Genomic DNA, 17,816 nt, shown 5'->3' with positions numbered 1-17,816 from the left:
TCTGATACACTAAATTGAGATAAGTGATCTTTGACGTCTACATAGACGATATTCAATATAAAAAATTTGGATGAGAAAAGGAGCGTTTGAGCGGAATGAGTGCCATTTCTACTGAAGGTTTAAGCTTAGGTTACGGAGAAACAATGATCATAGACGAACTAAATGTGTCAATCCCTAAGGGTGAAATCACAGTATTTATTGGCAGCAATGGATGCGGTAAATCCACGCTACTTCGCTCTTTGGCCCGTCTCATGAAGCCAATGGGTGGTTCTGTCCTTCTTGAAGGTCATTCCATTGCAAAATTACCAACAAAGGAAGTGGCGAAACAGCTCGCCATTCTTCCGCAAGGACCAGAAGCGCCAGAAGGATTAACGGTGCATCAGCTCGTCAAGCAAGGGCGATATCCTTATCAAAATTGGCTGAAGCAATGGTCAAAGCAAGATGAAGAAGCGGTAAATCGTGCACTGAAGTCAACGAAGATGGAAGACCTTGCTGATCGAACGGTTGATTCATTATCAGGTGGACAAAGGCAGCGTGCATGGATTGCGATGACACTGGCTCAGGAGACGGATATTATTCTATTAGATGAGCCAACAACGTATTTAGACATGACGCACCAAATTGAAATCCTGGATCTTCTTTTTGATTTAAATGAAAAAGAGCAGCGCACGATTGTCATGGTTCTGCATGACCTTAATCTCGCTTGCAGATATGCGCATCACCTTGTGGCCATTAAAGACAAGTCGATTTATGCAGAAGGAAGACCGGAAACTGTCATTAACTGTGATCTTGTGAAAAATGTCTTTGATATGAACTGCCAAGTCACAACAGATCCTTTATTCGGAACGCCGTTATGTATTCCGCACGGCAGAGGACGCTGTATTGTCCAACAGGCACAAGCTGAGACATTTCTTGCTGCAAGATAATCGTATGTGAAAAGCCTGACATCTGTTACACGCAGAGTCAGGCTTTTTTCTGAAAAAAGGAGCGGAATACCAATGGGAAATGAATTAGATGAAAAGCTCGAAGGCCTGCTTGATAAATATACAGAGCTGCTGCTTGGTGAAACGAATGAGGAACTGAAAAGAGATGTCACGCAGTGGATCATCTATTCTCATATTGCCAAAAGCATGCCGCCTTTAGCCAAGCATTTTAATGACACGTATCCAGAGGCAAAAGAAGACATCAAAGAAACCATTCAGCGGATCAAACAATTAAATGAAGCTCATCGTGCGAATAAAGACCGTTAAAAAACTGCCAGTACGAGCTGGCAGTTTTTCTTTATGACATAGGTGATGATCCGTACGGTGATTGATCTGTCAGTGTTTGCTGGAACTTTTGATGTGCCTGCTGGAGCTTCTGCTGGTCAGCAGCTTCGACAGAGTACCAGCCATATTTGAACATGACATCATATAAATGTCTTTGCGTTTTTTGTGTTTCTAGCGCAATTCGCTGAATATCTTGGTAAAGAGATTCATGGCTGAATTCATTGAGCGCTGTGTTATATCCGCTTGTCATATATTTTTCAGTCGACAAAAGGTCTGTGACAAAGTCGCGATCGTTCATGTTTGTCGTTGTTGGAACCGGCGTTTGTGGATTCCCGATTTTTTGTTGGTTTTGCTGTTCCATGTCTGTTACCTCCTATTGCATAAAGCCAGAAGACTGGCCTTGCCCTGAGCTGCCTAAATGTTGAAGTATTTGTGTGTAATGCTGATGGTGCATTTGACCAACTTGATTGAGTTCTTGTTTCAATGTTTGATCCTGACAATGCTCGGCCATAAAGTGGGCATTTTTCATCGCAATCAAATTCCAGTTCAGCATATCCTCTAGGTACAAGGAATCTTTTACTGAAATCACCTGTGGGGGCATATTCATTTGCTGGTTGTTCAAGATGTGTTCCTCCTTACGATTTCTTTTTATATTGCTGATTTTGACTGGTCTTTTTACCACCTAGGTCTGCTTCTTGTGATGGACCTGCGTTTCCTTTCACACTTGCAGCACTTACGCCTGCTTTTGATGGGTTCTTTTGCAAACGAGACATGTGGACATCACCTCCATTCTTACAATTCCCCCTCGTCTTTAATTCATACGCTGTAAAGAAAGACGCATGAGAATGTGTAAATTTTTGAAATCTGCTATTGAACTGTTTCGGAAAATCTTTTAAGATAAAGAAAGAGGCATTGCTTTTTTTTGGACAAAAAATGAATGACTGTTCATTCAAAATGTTTAGGGGGATATTTATGGGCAAACATATTCGCAAGGCGGCTGTCATTGGTTCAGGTGTCATGGGCTCAGGCATTGCTGCACATCTAGCCAATATCGGGATACCAGTAACATTGCTAGATATTGTGCCACATGAACTGACAAAGGAAGAAACGGCAAAAAAGCTAACGCTTGATCACCCTAGTGTTCGGAATAGATTAAGCCAAGACGCAATGAAAAAATTGTTAAAGCAAAAGCCAGCACCTCTTACTTCAGCCAAAAACCTATCATACATCACACCCGGAAATCTCACAGATCACCTTTCCTTATTACACGATGCTGACTGGATCATTGAAGTCGTGACTGAAAAGCTCAGCATTAAACAACACGTATTCTCTCTCATCGACGAACACCGCAAAGAAGGCAGCATCGTATCCAGCAATACATCCGGTATTTCTGTTGAAAAAATGGCAGAAGGCCGATCAGCTGATTTTAAACGCCACTTTTTAGGCACTCACTTTTTTAACCCAGCTCGTTATTTAAAGCTGTTAGAAGTAATTCCTATTCAAGAAACAGATCCAGAAGTACTCTCATATATGAAAACATTTGTTGAAGATGTACTTGGCAAGGGTGTGGTCGAAGCAAAAGATACACCGAACTTTATTGCCAACCGAATTGGCACTTATGGGCTTCTTGTCACAGTGCGTGAAATGCTTGAGAACAAATACACGATCGGAGAGGTCGATTCTGTTACAGGTCCACTCATTGGCAGACCGAAAAGTGCGACCTTCCGCACACTTGATGTGGTGGGACTCGACACATTTTCTCATGTAGCCCGCAATGTGTATGAACAGGTAGAAGGAAAGGAAAAAGATATTTTTCAGCTGCCTGAGTTTATGGAAAGAATGCTTGAAAAAGGGTGGATCGGCAGCAAAGCAGGGCAAGGATTTTATCAAAAAAACGGAAAGACCATTTTAGAGCTTGATCCTGTCACACTCACATACGGAGAACGGACAAAGCTGAAGGATCCGGGCATTGACATTGCCAAGCAGCAAAAGGGGACAAAAGCGAAATTGAGAGCGCTTATTTATCAAGACGGCCGTGCTGGGCAATTGCTTTGGAATATGACCGCACCTGTTCTTCTTTATTCAGCTCATCTAAAAGGCGACATTGCGGATGATATTCAGTCCATTGATAACGCCATGAAATGGGGATTTGGCTGGCAGCATGGCCCGTTCGAGCTGTGGGATGCGATTGGCGTGAAAAAAGCCGTCAGTCGAATGGAAGCGGAAGGGCATAGCATCCCGTCGTGGGTGCAAGATATGCTTTCAAAAGGACATGACACGTTCTATCAAGAAAATGCCGAAGGAGACCGTGCATTTTATCAGAATGGTGCTTATGAACAGGAAAAGGGAAACGACAAGAATATTTCATTAGCTAGATTGAAAAAGAAACACGATGTCATTTTTAAAAATACGGGTGCAAGCTTGATCGATATCGGGGATGATGTTGCCTTGCTTGAATTTCATTCGAAAAGCAATGCCATTGGGCTTGATGTCATTGATATGATCAACCGTGCTGTAGATGAAACGGAAAAGAATTATAAAGGGCTGGTCATCGGCAACCAAGGAAAGAACTTCTGTGTTGGTGCGAATCTCGCCTTAATTTTAATGGAAGCACAGGACGACAACTTCTTTGAAATTGATTTTGTCATTCGCAGGTTCCAGCAGGCGATGATGAAGGTGAAGTATAGTGACCGTCCAGTTGTGGCTGCACCGTTTGGTATGACACTTGGCGGAGGGACGGAGCTTTGTCTACCAGCAGCCGCTATCCAAGCGTCCAGTGAAACGTATATGGGGCTTGTTGAAGCGGGAGTCGGACTCATACCGGGCGGAGGCGGAAACAAAGAACTCTATATTCGCCATCTGCAAGGAGCGGAAAAGCCATCAGCAACTGCGATCCAAGATGCTGCGCTACAAACCTTTGAAGCCATTGCGATGGCAAAGGTATCTACATCAGCAGAGGAAGCGCGTGATATGAAGATGCTTCGAGTGAATGACCGGATCAGCATGAATGGTGATCATTTAATCCATGATGCGAAACAACTCGTTCTTTCTCTTGATGAAGCGGGTTATCGTGCACCACTGATGCAAAAGGTGCCTGTGATGGGGGAAACAGGCTACGCAGCAATGGTGCTGGCTGCTGAAAATATGAGGTTGTCTGGATACATTTCAGACCATGACATGACCATTGCGAAAAAACTAGCGCATGTCATTTCTGGCGGCAAATTGCCATTTGGTACAGAGGTGGATGAACAATATTTATTAGAGCTTGAAAGAGAAGCCTTTTTAAGTCTTGTAGGGGAAGTCAAATCTCAGGCACGCATGCAGCACATGCTCGTTAAAGGAAAACCTTTACGTAACTAGGGGGGAGTCAAAATGAGAGAAGCAGTGATTGTAGCTGGCGCAAGAACACCAGTAGGGAAAGCCAAAAAAGGATCATTAAAACATGTCAGACCTGATGATATGGGCGCATTGTGTGTAAAAGAAACGCTAAAGCGTGCCGGTGATTATGATGGAACAATCGATGATTTAATCATCGGATGTGCGACACCAGAAGCAGAGCAAGGGCTGAATGTGGCCAGGAATATTGGGGCGTTAGCAGGTTTGCCATATACAGTACCTGCTATTACCATTAACCGCTATTGCTCTTCAGGTCTGCAGTCAATTGCTTATGCGGGTGAACGAATTATGCTTGGGCAGGCAGAAACCATTTTAGCTGGAGGCGTCGAATCGATGTCGCAAGTCCCAATGATGGGTCACTCCATTCGTCCAAACGCTCTTTTGGCAGAGCAAGCGCCTGAATACTATATGAGCATGGGCCACACAGCGGAGCAAGTGGCGCAAAAGTATCAGGTCACACGACAAGATCAAGATGCTTTTGCGGTGAGGAGCCATCAAAAGGCAGCAAAGGCACTTCAAGAAGGGAAATTTTCAGATGAAATTGTTCCCGTTGATGTGACAGAAAGACGGGTAGGAGAGCAGTATCAACTAGAAGAACGCCAATTTACGTTCTCACAAGATGAAGGTGTCAGAGCGGGCACAACAGAGGAGGTTCTCTCAACGTTACGACCTGCCTTCTCAACAAAAGGCACAGTGACTGCAGGAAACTCTTCGCAGACGAGTGATGGAGCGGCATGTGTCATGATGATGGATCGCGAAAAAGCATCTTCTCTTTCTCTTCAGCCGCTCGCCAAGTTCAGGGCGTTTGCTGTTGGCGGTGTACCACCTGAAGTCATGGGAATTGGGCCGGTTGAAGCCATTCCGCGTGCACTGAAAATCGCTGGTCTAGAGCTGAAGGACATCGGGCTGTTTGAATTAAATGAAGCATTTGCTTCTCAGGCGATTCAAGTCATTCGTCATTTAGGGATCGATGAAGAGAAGGTAAATGTCAACGGCGGCGCCATTGCATTAGGACATCCGCTAGGCTGTACAGGAACGAAACTCACGCTGTCCCTCATTCATGAAATGAAACGGCGAAATGAACAATTTGGTATTGTGACGATGTGTATCGGCGGGGGCATGGGAGCGGCAGGCATTTTTGAATTGATCTAAAGGGGGAAAACAGGATGAAAGCAATGGAAGATGTAAAAAAGGGTGGCAGTTTCTTAATTGATGAGACGAATTATGAGCATATCTTTACACCAGAGGATTTCTCTGATGAACATCAAATGATCGGGAAAACAACAGAAGATTACATTTTACAAGATGTCGTTCCGCATATAGATCAAATTGAAAATCATGAATTCGAGCATTCTGTTCGTCTCTTGAAAAAGGCTGGAGAGCTTGGCCTGCTTGGTGCGGATGTTCCTGAGGAATTTGGCGGGCTGGGGCTAGATAAAATCAGCTCAGCCATCATTACTGAAAAATTTGCAAGAGCAGGCAGCTTCTCTCTTTCTTACGGCGCCCATGTCGGGATCGGTTCTTTGCCGATCGTGCTGTTCGGCAATCAATCGCAAAAGGAAAAGTACCTGCCAGGACTCGCCTCTGGAGAAACAATTGCGGCATATGCCCTAACAGAGCCAGGGTCAGGTTCTGATGCGCTAGGTGCGAAAACAACGGCAGTCCTGAATGAAGCTGGAACACATTATGTCCTCAATGGGGAAAAACAATGGATCACAAACTCCGCATTTGCCGATGTGTTTGTCGTGTATGCGAAGATTGATGGTGAACACTTCTCTGCTTTCATCGTAGAAAAGGATTTTCCTGGAGTCAAAACAGGACCTGAAGAGAAAAAGATGGGCATTAAAGGGTCCTCGACGAGAACGTTAATCCTTGAAGATGCCGAAGTGCCAAAGGAGAATTTGCTTGGTGAAGCAGGCAGAGGTCATGTCATTGCCTTTAACATTTTAAACATTGGACGCTATAAGCTGGCTGTAGGGACAATCGGTGCATCAAAACGAGTCATTCAATTATCGGCAGAGTATGCCAATCAGCGTAAGCAGTTTAAAACACCAATTTCTCAATTTAGCTTAATTGGCGAAAAAGCAGCCAACATGTCGGCAAAGCTCTATGCCATGGAAAGTGCTGTATACCGCACAGTCGGGTTATTTGAACAAAGAATGGGTCTGTTAAGTGACGAGGAGCAAAAGGATGGGAAACAAATTGCGCAATCCATCGCAGAATATGCGATTGAATGCTCTCTTTGTAAAGTGCTTGGCTCTGAAACGCTCGATTACATTGTGGATGAAGGTGTGCAGATTCACGGCGGATATGGTTTCATGCAAGAATACGAAGTCGAAAGAGCCTATCGCGACTCACGAATTAACCGTATTTTTGAAGGAACGAACGAAATTAACCGATTGCTTGTGCCAGGCACATTCTTGAAGAAAGCGATGAAAGGAGAGCTTCCGCTTCTTCAAAAAGCGCAAACCCTGCAGGAAGAGCTGATGATGATGATGCCGGAAGAGCCGGGTGATCAGCCGCTTGATCAAGAGAAATACTTACTTTCCCATGCGAAAAAGATCGCCTTAATGGTATCTGGAATGGCGGCGATGAAGTATGGAAAAGCATTAGATAAAGAGCAAGAAATCCTTGTGAATATAGCAGATATCGTCAATGAACTCTTTGCTGCTGAGTCGGCGGTCTTGCGTACGGAAAAAGCAATTGCTGCATCAGGCGCAGAAAAAAATGCACAAAAGCTTGCGTATACACAAATTTTCACGCAGGAAGCCTTTTTAAAGATTGAAGCTCATGCGAAAGAATCATTGATTGCCATGGAAGAAGGAGATTCACTCCGTATGAGTCTGTCAGCCCTTCGCAAGCTGACAAGATTCACGCCAATGAATGTCATTGCGAAAAAGCGTGAGGTGGCGAAACGAATCTTTGAAGCAGAGAAATATATCGTATAAGACGGCTTAAAAGGTGCGGATATCATGTCGCACCTTTTTGTAAGCATACATTTAGGTTTTTAACATGTTTTGTGATAAAATGTTGTCACTATTTGCAGGAGGTGAAAATGGTGGCTTTAGATTTTTACGAATACCCATCTTGCGGTACATGCCGAAAAGCAAAGAAATGGCTGGAAGAACACAATAAAGACATCAACAGCATACATATCGTCGAAGAGACGCCTGATAAAGAAACATTAAAAGCCCTTTACGAAAAAAGCGGTTTAGAGCTGAAGAAATTCTTTAATACGAGCGGTCAGAAATACAGAGAGCTGCAGCTGAAAGATAAACTTCCTGCAATGTCAGAGGACGAACAGCTTGAATTACTTGCGTCTAACGGAATGCTAATCAAGCGTCCAATAACAACAGACGGCAAACGAGTGACAGTTGGATTTAATGAAGATACATTTAAAAGCGTCTGGAAATGATGTAACTTTCATTCAGATTGTGGTATCTTCAATATAGATTGTAAGAAAAGACTGGAGGGGTATGAAATGAGCACACCAAAAGATTTACGTTATTCAGAAGAACACGAATGGGTCAAAGTAGAAGGAGATAAGGTGCGTATCGGTATTACGCATTTTGCTCAATCTGAGCTAGGGGATATCGTGTTCGTTGAGCTTCCTGAAGTAGGGGACAAAATCACAGCGGACGAGCCTTTCGGAAGTGTAGAATCAGTCAAAACAGTTTCTGAACTATACGCACCGATTAACGGCACAATCGTTGAAGTAAACGATGAGCTTGATGACAGCCCAGAGTTCGTCAACGACTCTCCATACGAAAAAGCTTGGATGATCGTAGTAGAGCCAGCGGATGCGTCTGAAATCGAGAACTTAATGACAGCTGAGCAATATGAAGAAATGACAAAAGAAGACTAATTCATGTGAAATTGGACACTCTACCTATATGGGGGGTGTCCAATTTGTCTTTTCAAAAAGAACAGGTGGATATAACAGAGCATGTCACTGGACGATTCAAAGAGAGCGGCATGGTGCTTTACCATCAAAACGAAGAGATTGGCACGATGATTAGTGAAAATCAATATGAATTAAAATCAGGTTATTCCTATGATCAAAACCGTTTTTATCGTCTGTCAGATACGTTGACCCATGGGACTGAAAAATATGTAGACTGTGACGATGAAAATGGTTGGTGCTGATCACAGATAAGGCTGCAGTGATTGCTGCAGTCTTTTTGTTGATCAATTGCCCAATCTTTACAACCTGAATGAAAGATTGTAATCTAAGGAAGAAGTGAATCAACGTCAAAAGGGCCGGGTGATCGTGATGAATGTCGAGATAGAAAAGGTCATCATTGTAGAAGGTAAATCAGATAAACAGAAGCTAAAAGAAGTCATAAGTGAACCTGTTACCATCATTTGCACCAATGGCACGATCAGTACTTCGAAGCTGGATCAGCTTGTGGACGATTTATTCGGGAAAGACGTTTACATATTAGCAGACAGTGACGATGCTGGCGACAAACTGCGGAAGCAATTTCGAAAAGAATTCCCTGAAGCACTGCATCTTTTTGTCGACAGAACGTACCGCGAAGTGGCCGCTTCACCGTCAGCCCATATTGCATCTATTCTATTAGCTGCAAACATTGATGTTCATTCGAAATATTTATAAGGGTGACGTATATGAAAGAGATTGAAGAGCATGAATTCAAGGAGATAGAGGACGATTTATTTCTTTTGTACTTATATACACCATTTTGCGGAACATGCCAGCTGGCAAAGAAGATGCTGGCAGTGGTTGATGCCATGCAGCCGGAAGTTCCTTTTTATGAGAATAATTTAAATTACTCGCCAAGTTTTGCAAAAGCATTTGAGATCGAAAGTGTCCCTTGCTTTCTCCTGTTTAAAAAGGGTGAAATCGTGCAAAAAGGCTATGCCTTTCACTCCGTTCCATATCTTCACGAAATGATTGAAACCGCTAAATAAAGCGTTTTTTTGTCATATTTCAAGCAATTCATTTGAAAATTTGTCGAGCTATTTATAAAGGACAAGCCGATGTTTGTAGAGAAATGTTATGTATAACCAAATGACAGGGAGGTTATACATGTGGAAAATGTGAAAGCCCATGGAAGTGCAGGGCAGCGATTATTGTTAAAGCCGTTGCTCTCATCATCATCCTTGAAGATTACATTTGAGGCGGAAACGGACTCTTGTACATTGATTGTGGATGAACGTGGTGAAGTGAAGAAACTACCTGCAATTGAGTTATCGGATCTCATCTTTTATGGTGAGCGAAAAGAGATTTTGCAATTATTAGATGGAGACATGTCCTTACAGCAGCTGATCAGCAGAGGACAAGTGAAAGTGAAAGGCTCATTTCGAGCACTTCTTAGACTAGAAGCGGTACTTTGGCTGACGAACGGTTTTTTTCGAAAAATGATAACGTAGTCGTTTACTTGGAAATTAGCGATTTACAGCGTTGACATATCTCAGATAGCATGATATTCTACGTTAGTAAAAACATGAACATCACATAAAACAACATATTTTCTCTTATTAAGAGAGGTGGAGGGACGTGCCCTATGAAACCCGGCAACCGTCAGCATAGCTGAAATTGGTGCCAATTCACTCAAAGCCGCAACGCTTTGAAAGATGAGAGAAAGGCGTATTTGATATAAAAGGCCTTTCTGCTTGCGTTGCAGTTAGGTCTTTTTTACTGACCTTGCGTCAGGCTAGAGTCATAACAGTCGGAAGAATAAATGAACGTATGTGATGGCAACCTATAGATTCAGCAAGAAAGCAGGTGAACAGACTGTGATCCATTTACAGAATGTATCAAAAACGTATCATTCAAAAAGCGGAAATGTTGATGCCGTGAAAGACGTCAACTTGGATATCGATAAAGGTGAAATATTCGGAATTATCGGGTATAGCGGCGCTGGGAAAAGCTCCCTGATTCGCCTATTAAACGGTCTGGAGTTGCCAACAGAAGGAATCGTTGAAGTGGCAGGCAACCGGATCAATGAAGTATCGAATGCGAAACTTCGGAAAGCAAGACAAGAAATCAGCATGATTTTCCAGCACTTTAACTTGCTCTGGTCAAGAACAGTGAGACAAAATATTATGTTCCCGCTCGAGATCGCAGGTGTACCAACGTCAAAACGGAGAGCTCGTGCAAACGAACTGATTAAATTGGTCGGTTTAGAAGGAAAAGAAAATGCATATCCTTCTCAGCTCAGCGGCGGGCAAAAGCAGCGTGTAGGGATTGCGAGAGCATTAGCGAATGACCCAAAAGTTCTGCTATGTGACGAAGCCACTTCTGCGCTTGATCCACAAACAACGGATTCCATCCTTGAGCTTTTAGCCGATATTAATAAACGACTAGGACTCACCATTGTATTGATCACACACGAAATGCACGTCATTCGCAAAATTTGTCACCGTGTGGCAGTGATGGAGAATGGCCGTATTGTCGAAGAAGGCGAAGTATTACGTGTCTTCAGACAGCCGAAAGAAGAAATGACGAAGCGATTCGTGAAACAGCTTGCTGAACCAGAAGAAGCAAAAGAAACGATCGAGCACGTCCTAGAGAGAGTAAAAGAAGGTCAGGTCGTCCGGTTGTCCTTTATTGGAGATTCTGCCGAACAGCCGCTGATCACGGAAATCATTCGATCCTTCAAGGTCGATGTGAACATCCTGCAAGGAAAGATTTCTCAAACGCAGGAAGGCGCGTTTGGAACACTCTTTATCCATATAAATGGAGACGAGAACGAAGTTAAAAAAGCCATCGCCTATATCCAAAGCAAACAGGTTGAAATCGAGGTGATGACACATGTTTGAGAAATGGTTTCCGAACGTTGATCTAGAGGTTATTTGGAACGCGACGGGTGAAACGGTGTATATGACACTCATTTCATTGGCATTTGCCTTTGTGATCGGCATTATTCTTGGCCTGCTGCTCTTCCTTACAGGAAAAGGCGGTCTTTGGGAAAATAAACCGATCAATGCTGTCATCGGCGGAGTCGTCAACATTTTCAGATCGATTCCTTTTATCATTTTAATTATTCTTTTACTAGGGTTTACGAAATTTTTAATGCATACAATTTTAGGTCCAAATGCAGCATTACCAGCCCTTGTCATTGGCTCAGCCCCTTTCTACGCACGTCTTGTTGAAATTGCACTGCGTGAAGTAGACAAAGGAGTCATTGAAGCAGCACGATCTATGGGAGCAAAAACGTCGACCATTATTTTCAAAGTATTGCTTCCAGAATCACTGCCAGCCCTTATTTCAGGAATTACTGTAACAGCGATTGCTCTGATTGGCTCTACTGCGATTGCAGGAGCAATTGGAGCAGGCGGACTAGGTGACCTTGCTTATGTAGAAGGATACCAATCTGGTAATACAGATGTCACACTTGTAGCCACTGTGTTTATTCTGATCATCGTCTTTATCATTCAAATAATCGGTGATTTGATTACAAATAAAATTGATAAACGTTAAGGGAGGAATTATTCATGAAGAAATTGATTTTAAGTGCACTATTTCTAGCATTTGCAGGCATTTTAGCTGCTTGCGGTTCATCAAATAACGCAAGCGATAACAAAACCATCACGGTTGCAGCTTCAAAAACACCACATGCCGAGATTCTTGAAGAAGCAAAACCACTTCTAAAAGAAAAAGGCTACGATCTAAAAGTGAAAGTACTGAGCGATTATAAAATGTACAACAAAGCATTAGCTGAAAAAGAAGTGGATGCGAACTTTTTCCAACATATCCCTTACTTAAACGAAGAAAATAAATCAAACAAAGATTACAACCTAGTAAGTGCTGGTGCCGTTCACCTTGAGCCTTTCGGTATCTACTCTAAGAAATACAAATCAGTAAAAGATATTCCAAACGGCGGCACGATCATCATGACAAACAACGTAGCTGAGCAAGGACGTATGCTTGCTCTATTACAAAATGCTGGTGTGATCAAGCTTGATCCAAAAGTAGATACAATCAACGCAACAGTCAAAAACATCAAAGAAAACCCGAAGAACCTGAAATTCAAAAAAATTGCTCCTGAACTAACAGCAAAAGCTTATGAAAACAGTGAAGGCGACGCTGTATTTATCAACGTCAACTATGCGATCCAAAATAAATTGAATCCGAAAAAAGATTCAATCGAACTTGAGCAAACGAAAAACAACCCGTATGCAAACATCGTCGCTGTTCGCAAAGGTGACGAAAAATCAGAGAAGATTAAGGTATTAATGGAAGTTCTTCACTCTGATAAAATCAAAGAATTCATCGACAAAAAGTATGATGGTGCAGTATTGCCTGTATCTGAATAACAAAAAGAAGACAAAGGGCTAAAATAAAGATCATTTTAGCCCTTTGTCAATAATCTGCAACCTCGCTTTCATCAAAGCGAGGTTTTTTTGTGTATTTTTTCAAATCTCGCTCATAATAAAAACGAACAAATGACCTGAAGGGATGGAATGAAGATGAATGAACAACATATGAGCGGATCGATGCAGCAATCACTGACGGATTATAAAACGGCAATGGGTGAATTTCAGAAGAAAATGCCGGTGTTTGGCAAGAAATTCAATGAATTTACGGAGCAGTGCTTCCAGAGCGATTCATTAACGCAAAAAGAAAAACAAATGATTGCCCTTGGCATCAGCATTCATGCACAGGATGAATATTGCATGATTTATCATACAAAGGGAGCGCTCGACCAAGGCGCAACAGAAGAGAATTTGCTGGAGGTCGTCAGTGTGGCTGCAGCGTTTGGCGGCGGTGCTGCGCTAAGTCAAGGCATCACAGTTGTTCAGCAATGTATTGATGAATTTGGAGGACAGACGCATTAAGGGAAGGATAAGGTGGTATTTTTCCATATCAGGGAGTTGAGTTCTTCTCAGCCAAGTGTGTGAGAAAATATGCCAGTATACTGCGTCATATCCTTTTTGAGTGAAGCAGCATGCCTTTGATACAATGGAGCTACACTCAAAGAAGGGAATGGTTTATTATTTGTTCGGACCAGAGTACACTGGGATTGGATTATACCGCCGAGATGGAAAAGGCCATGCATCAATCTCATGGCATGAGTTATGCAGAGTACGAAAGAGACCATGACTTACGAATGAAAGTAGAACTTAAACGAGAGCAGTCCTATCGAGATGAGAAAAGACAGCTCGCAAAAATGAATATACGAGGCTATTGATAGCTAAGGGGCGGGGAGAACAGTTTCCCGCCCTTTCTTTATGAAAACAGTCTTTTCGACATAAATCCTTTTATCTACCTGTATTTTTTGTTAGAATTTTGAGAGCATCCTCTCACGCTTGTCGTGAATGTGTTGTATTCACTTTTAATTTGTTATAAAATTAGAATGAGAATAAATTGAGAATAATGATTATTTTGGAGGTATCGATATATGACTGCTTCGACATTAACAATTAAGGACTTGCACGTTGAGATTGAAGGGAAAGAAATCTTAAAAGGTGTAAACCTAGAAATAAAAGGTGGAGAATTCCACGCAGTAATGGGACCAAACGGTACAGGTAAATCTACTTTATCTGCTGCTATCATGGGCCACCCTAAGTATGAAGTGACAAAAGGCAGCATTTTGCTTGATGGCGAAGATGTTCTTGAAATGGAAGTAGATGAGCGCGCTCAAGCGGGTCTTTTCCTTGCAATGCAATATCCATCTGAAATTAGTGGTGTAACAAATGCAGACTTCCTTCGTTCGGCTATTAACGCACGCAGAGAAGAAGGTGATGAAATCTCTCTCATGAAATTCATCCGCAAAATGGACGAAAACATGGAATTCCTTGAAATGGACCCAGATATGGCACAGCGCTACCTAAACGAAGGTTTCTCAGGTGGGGAGAAAAAACGTAACGAAATTCTTCAATTAATGATGATTGAACCAAAAATCGCCATCCTTGACGAAATCGACTCTGGTCTTGATATCGATGCACTGAAAGTTGTTTCTAAAGGGATTAATAAAATGCGCGGCGAAAGCTTCGGCTGCTTAATGATCACTCACTATCAGCGTCTATTGAACTACATCACACCAGATCACGTTCATGTCATGATGCAAGGGCGTATTGTGAAATCTGGTGGACCAGAACTCGCTCAGCGTCTAGAAGCAGAAGGTTATGACTGGATTAAAAAAGAGTTAGGAATTGAAGACGAAACTGTTGGTCAAGAAGCGTAAGCGTTAGGAGGATTATTGATGACATTAGAAACGAAATTATCAGTAGATCAAGATTATGTCAAAAGCTTCTCCGAGAAGCATCAGGAACCGGCATGGATGAGTTCCCTTCGCTTACAGGCTCTTGAAAAAGCAGAAGACCTTCCAATGCCAAAGCCTGACAAAACGAATATTTCTAAATGGAATTTAACCAATTTCAAACAGCATACAATCGAAAGTGCGCCATTTGGATCTTTAGAAGAGCTTCCTGAAGAAGTGAAGTCTCTTATTGATTTAGAGGACACAGATAAGACAGTCTATATTCAGCGTGATCAAACGCCAGCATACTTGTCTCTTTCTACTGAAGCAAAAGACAAAGGCGTGATCTTCACTGATATCCATACAGCGATTCGCGAACATGGAGAGCTAGTGAAGAAATATTTCATGACTGATGCAGTGAAAGTGGATGAGCACAAACTAACAGCTCTACATGCTGCTTTAGTGAATGGCGGAGCTTTCCTCTATGTACCGAAAAACGTAGAGCTTGAAGCACCAATTCAAGCCGTTTATCTTCATGAAAATGACGAAACAACGTTGTTCAACCATGTCATCGTTGTAGCAGACGATCATAGTGCTGTGACATATGTCGAAAACTACATCAGTACGGCAACACCAGAAGAAGCGATCTTCAATATCGTGTCTGAAGTCTTCACAGGTGCAAATGCTCGCGTCACTTACGGTGCAGTGGATAACCTTGCAGAAGGTGTGACAGTCTATGTGAATAGACGTGGTATGGCAAATGGTCGTGACAGTAAAATCGAATGGGCGCTTGGTCTGATGAATGATGGAGATGTCGTGTCTGAAAACATCACGAAGCTTATGGGCGACGGTACATTCGGAGATACGAAATCAGTTGTTGTTGGCCGCGGGAATCAAACGGAAAACTTCACAACAAGCATCATCCACTTCGGTAAAAACTCTGAAGGGTATATCTTGAAGCATGGTGTCATGAAGGATCAAGCATCCTCTATCTTTAACGGAATTGGTAAAATCGAGCATGGCGCAACGAAGTCAAATGCGGAGCAAGAATCTCGTGTTCTCATGCTGAGTGAGAAAGCACGCGGTGACGCTAACCCAATTCTTTTAATCGATGAAGATGATGTAACAGCAGGGCACGCTGCTTCTGTTGGGCGTGTTGATCCAATTCAACTCTATTACCTCATGAGCCGCGGGATTTCCAAAGAAGATGCAGAAAGACTTGTCATTTATGGCTTCTTAAATCCAGTCGTCAAAGAACTGCCGATTGAAGGAGTTAAAAAGCAGCTCGTTTCTGTGATTGAAAGGAAAGTAAAATAATGAATATCAAAGACGTTCGTGAGCAGTTTCCAATCCTTCATCAGCAAGTGAACGGACATGATTTGGTGTATTTGGACAGTGCAGCGACATCTCAAAAACCACGAGTTGTCATTGATGCAATGAATGAGTATTACCGGTCTTACAACTCGAACGTCCACCGGGGTGTTCATACCCTTGGCACAAAAGCAACGGACGCATACGAGGGTGCAAGAGAGAAAGTTCGAGCATTCATTGGTGCTTCTTCTGTCCAGGAGATTATTTTTACTAGAGGTACAACAACCGCACTAAACACAGTGGCAATAAGCTATGCAAGAGCAAACCTCAAAGAAGGCGATGAGATCGTCATTACGCATATGGAGCATCATGCGAATATCATCCCTTGGCAGCAGGCAGCAAAAGCAACTGGCGCCACATTGAAATATATTCCGTTACAGGAAGACGGCACGCTGTCGCTTGAAGATGTGAAGCAAACCATCACACATCAAACGAAAATCGTTGCTGTCACACATGTCTCAAACGTATTAGGAACCATCAACCCAATTAAAGACATCGCAAAGATTGCTCACGATCACGGTGCAATTATCGTCGTCGATGGTGCCCAGAGCACCCCGCACATGCAAATTGATGTTCAGGATCTAGATTGTGACTTTTTCGCTTTCTCTGGGCATAAAATGTGTGGACCGACTGGCATTGGTGTTCTTTACGGGAAGAAGGACCTTTTGAATAATATGGAGCCTGCTGAGTTTGGCGGTGAAATGATCGACTTTGTGGATCTATATGATTCTACATGGAAAGAGCTGCCGTGGAAATTTGAAGCGGGAACACCGATTATTGCAGGAGCAGTTGGACTCGGAAAAGCGATTGATTTCTTAAATGACATCGGAATGGAGGAAGTCAGCCGTTACGAGCATCAGCTTGCGACTTATGCACTTGAGCGCTTTAAGGAGCTTGAAGGTGCCACGGTTTACGGACCGCAACACCGAGCTGGACTTGTGACGTTTAACTTAGACGACGTCCATCCTCATGATGCCTCAACTGTTCTAGATACGGAAGGTATCGCCATTCGTGCTGGACATCACTGTGCACAGCCGCTCATGAAATGGCTTGGTGTATCAGCGACTGCAAGAGCAAGCTTCTATCTGTACAATACAGAAGAGGAGATTGACGAGCTCATGGCAGCGCTCCGTAAGACAAAGGAGTATTTTACGAATGTCTTTTAATGTAAACTTAGACACACTGTACAGACAAGTGATTATGGATCATTATAAAAATCCGAGAAACAAAGGTGTGTTAAACGACAGCATTGTCGTCGATATGAACAACCCAACGTGTGGTGACCGCATTCGTCTCACGATGAAAATCGAAGACGAAAAAGTCATCGATGCGAAATTTGAAGGAGAAGGATGCTCGATTTCGATGGCATCTGCCTCTATGATGACGCAGGCGATTAAAGGGAAAGATATTGAAACAGCTTTGAAAATGTCTCAGATTTTCTCCGATATGATGCTAGGAAAAGAATACGACGATTCCATTGATCTTGGTGACATTGAGGCGCTGCAGGGAGTCGCAAAATTCCCAGCGCGCATCAAATGTGCAACATTATCCTGGAAGGCGCTTGAAAAAGGCGCATCTGCCGAAGATAACGGCAAATCATAAGATTGGAGTG

General features: G+C 42.8%; 23 protein-coding genes and 1 riboswitch. Of the genes, 20 read left to right on the top strand and 3 right to left on the bottom strand.

Features of this window, described 5'->3' with window-relative positions; all coding sequences use genetic code 11:
* The first annotated feature begins 95 nt into the window (after positions 1-95).
* Positions 96-926: an ABC transporter ATP-binding protein gene (locus MHI41_RS15290; RefSeq protein ID WP_008347057.1), complete on the top strand. Its 831-nt coding sequence runs from the start codon at positions 96-98 to the stop codon at positions 924-926.
* A gap of 72 nt (positions 927-998) precedes the next feature.
* Positions 999-1,250: a YusU family protein gene (locus MHI41_RS15285; protein WP_008347055.1), complete on the top strand. Its 252-nt coding sequence runs from the start codon at positions 999-1,001 to the stop codon at positions 1,248-1,250.
* A 31-nt stretch (positions 1,251-1,281) separates the two neighbouring features.
* On the opposite strand, the gene MHI41_RS15280 is transcribed toward MHI41_RS15285, so the two are convergent.
* Genes MHI41_RS15280 through MHI41_RS15270 form a run of 3 tightly spaced genes read right to left on the bottom strand, consistent with a single transcriptional unit; the run spans position 1,282 to position 2,041 of the window.
* On the bottom strand, positions 1,282-1,629 hold the full coding sequence (locus MHI41_RS15280; protein ID WP_007500333.1) for a spore coat protein: 348 nt from the start codon (positions 1,627-1,629) through the stop codon (positions 1,282-1,284).
* 12 nt (positions 1,630-1,641) lie between these two features.
* Positions 1,642-1,893 (bottom strand): hypothetical protein, encoded by a 252-nt coding sequence (locus MHI41_RS15275; RefSeq protein WP_342494773.1) that lies wholly within the window; start codon positions 1,891-1,893, stop codon positions 1,642-1,644.
* Between the two features lie 10 nt (positions 1,894-1,903).
* Positions 1,904-2,041 (bottom strand): YuzL family protein, encoded by a 138-nt coding sequence (locus MHI41_RS15270; protein WP_008347049.1) that lies wholly within the window; start codon positions 2,039-2,041, stop codon positions 1,904-1,906.
* 199 nt (positions 2,042-2,240) lie between these two features.
* Between MHI41_RS15270 and MHI41_RS15265 the strand changes: the two genes are divergently transcribed.
* From MHI41_RS15265 to sufU, 18 genes are all read left to right on the top strand, one after another.
* Positions 2,241-4,628 carry a 3-hydroxyacyl-CoA dehydrogenase NAD-binding domain-containing protein gene (locus tag MHI41_RS15265; RefSeq protein ID WP_342494285.1) on the top strand — a complete coding sequence of 796 codons (2,388 nt, stop codon included), beginning with the start codon at positions 2,241-2,243 and terminating at the stop codon, positions 4,626-4,628.
* A gap of 12 nt (positions 4,629-4,640) precedes the next feature.
* Positions 4,641-5,816, top strand: coding sequence for an acetyl-CoA C-acetyltransferase (locus tag MHI41_RS15260; RefSeq protein WP_008347045.1), 1,176 nt, complete (start codon positions 4,641-4,643; stop codon positions 5,814-5,816).
* A gap of 14 nt (positions 5,817-5,830) precedes the next feature.
* On the top strand, positions 5,831-7,612 hold the full coding sequence (locus MHI41_RS15255; protein ID WP_052320613.1) for an acyl-CoA dehydrogenase family protein: 1,782 nt from the start codon (positions 5,831-5,833) through the stop codon (positions 7,610-7,612).
* A gap of 110 nt (positions 7,613-7,722) precedes the next feature.
* Complete coding sequence (locus MHI41_RS15250) at positions 7,723-8,079, top strand: arsenate reductase family protein (protein ID WP_008356673.1); 357 nt, start codon at positions 7,723-7,725, stop codon at positions 8,077-8,079.
* A gap of 66 nt (positions 8,080-8,145) precedes the next feature.
* The gene (gene gcvH, locus MHI41_RS15245) at positions 8,146-8,529 is read left to right on the top strand and encodes a glycine cleavage system protein GcvH (RefSeq protein ID WP_008347039.1); all 384 of its coding nucleotides are present in this window, start codon (positions 8,146-8,148) and stop codon (positions 8,527-8,529) included.
* Between the two features lie 44 nt (positions 8,530-8,573).
* Positions 8,574-8,810, top strand: coding sequence for a YusG family protein (locus tag MHI41_RS15240; protein ID WP_008347037.1), 237 nt, complete (start codon positions 8,574-8,576; stop codon positions 8,808-8,810).
* A gap of 127 nt (positions 8,811-8,937) precedes the next feature.
* Positions 8,938-9,282, top strand: coding sequence for a toprim domain-containing protein (locus tag MHI41_RS15235; protein ID WP_008347035.1), 345 nt, complete (start codon positions 8,938-8,940; stop codon positions 9,280-9,282).
* An 11-nt stretch (positions 9,283-9,293) separates the two neighbouring features.
* The gene (locus MHI41_RS15230; protein WP_007500346.1) at positions 9,294-9,596 is read left to right on the top strand and encodes a thioredoxin family protein; all 303 of its coding nucleotides are present in this window, start codon (positions 9,294-9,296) and stop codon (positions 9,594-9,596) included.
* 120 nt (positions 9,597-9,716) lie between these two features.
* Positions 9,717-10,058 (top strand): SCP2 sterol-binding domain-containing protein, encoded by a 342-nt coding sequence (locus MHI41_RS15225; RefSeq protein ID WP_008347033.1) that lies wholly within the window; start codon positions 9,717-9,719, stop codon positions 10,056-10,058.
* Positions 10,059-10,160: 102 nt separating this feature from the next.
* A riboswitch (SAM riboswitch) is annotated at positions 10,161-10,269 on the top strand.
* 155 nt (positions 10,270-10,424) lie between these two features.
* Positions 10,425-11,450 (top strand): methionine ABC transporter ATP-binding protein, encoded by a 1,026-nt coding sequence (locus MHI41_RS15220; protein WP_008347032.1) that lies wholly within the window; start codon positions 10,425-10,427, stop codon positions 11,448-11,450.
* Positions 11,443-12,111, top strand: a complete 669-nt coding sequence (locus MHI41_RS15215) for a methionine ABC transporter permease (protein ID WP_268448441.1) — start codon at positions 11,443-11,445, stop codon at positions 12,109-12,111. The genes MHI41_RS15220 and MHI41_RS15215 overlap by 8 nt, the downstream gene beginning before the upstream one ends.
* A 14-nt stretch (positions 12,112-12,125) precedes the next feature.
* Positions 12,126-12,947: a methionine ABC transporter substrate-binding lipoprotein MetQ gene (gene metQ, locus MHI41_RS15210; RefSeq protein WP_007500351.1), complete on the top strand. Its 822-nt coding sequence runs from the start codon at positions 12,126-12,128 to the stop codon at positions 12,945-12,947.
* Positions 12,948-13,100: 153 nt separating this feature from the next.
* The gene (locus MHI41_RS15205) at positions 13,101-13,469 is read left to right on the top strand and encodes a carboxymuconolactone decarboxylase family protein (protein ID WP_003212803.1); all 369 of its coding nucleotides are present in this window, start codon (positions 13,101-13,103) and stop codon (positions 13,467-13,469) included.
* A 215-nt stretch (positions 13,470-13,684) separates the two neighbouring features.
* Positions 13,685-13,822 (top strand): hypothetical protein, encoded by a 138-nt coding sequence (locus MHI41_RS15200; protein WP_008356693.1) that lies wholly within the window; start codon positions 13,685-13,687, stop codon positions 13,820-13,822.
* A 210-nt stretch (positions 13,823-14,032) separates the two neighbouring features.
* Positions 14,033-14,818 (top strand): Fe-S cluster assembly ATPase SufC, encoded by a 786-nt coding sequence (gene sufC / locus MHI41_RS15195; protein WP_007500355.1) that lies wholly within the window; start codon positions 14,033-14,035, stop codon positions 14,816-14,818.
* An 18-nt stretch (positions 14,819-14,836) separates the two neighbouring features.
* Positions 14,837-16,150, top strand: coding sequence for a Fe-S cluster assembly protein SufD (sufD, locus tag MHI41_RS15190; RefSeq protein ID WP_272511096.1), 1,314 nt, complete (start codon positions 14,837-14,839; stop codon positions 16,148-16,150).
* The gene (locus tag MHI41_RS15185) at positions 16,150-17,370 is read left to right on the top strand and encodes a cysteine desulfurase (protein WP_268358815.1); all 1,221 of its coding nucleotides are present in this window, start codon (positions 16,150-16,152) and stop codon (positions 17,368-17,370) included. The genes sufD and MHI41_RS15185 overlap by 1 nt, the downstream gene beginning before the upstream one ends.
* Positions 17,360-17,806 carry a Fe-S cluster assembly sulfur transfer protein SufU gene (gene sufU / locus MHI41_RS15180; RefSeq protein ID WP_008347017.1) on the top strand — a complete coding sequence of 149 codons (447 nt, stop codon included), beginning with the start codon at positions 17,360-17,362 and terminating at the stop codon, positions 17,804-17,806. Before MHI41_RS15185 ends, sufU begins: the two co-directional genes overlap by 11 nt.
* Positions 17,807-17,816: the final 10 nt, after the last annotated feature.

The organism is Bacillus sp. FSL M7-0307 (assembly GCF_038627835.1).
Classification (GTDB): Bacteria; Bacillota; Bacilli; order Bacillales; family Bacillaceae; genus Bacillus; species Bacillus altitudinis.
This window is presented reverse-complemented; position numbering and strand designations above follow the sequence as displayed.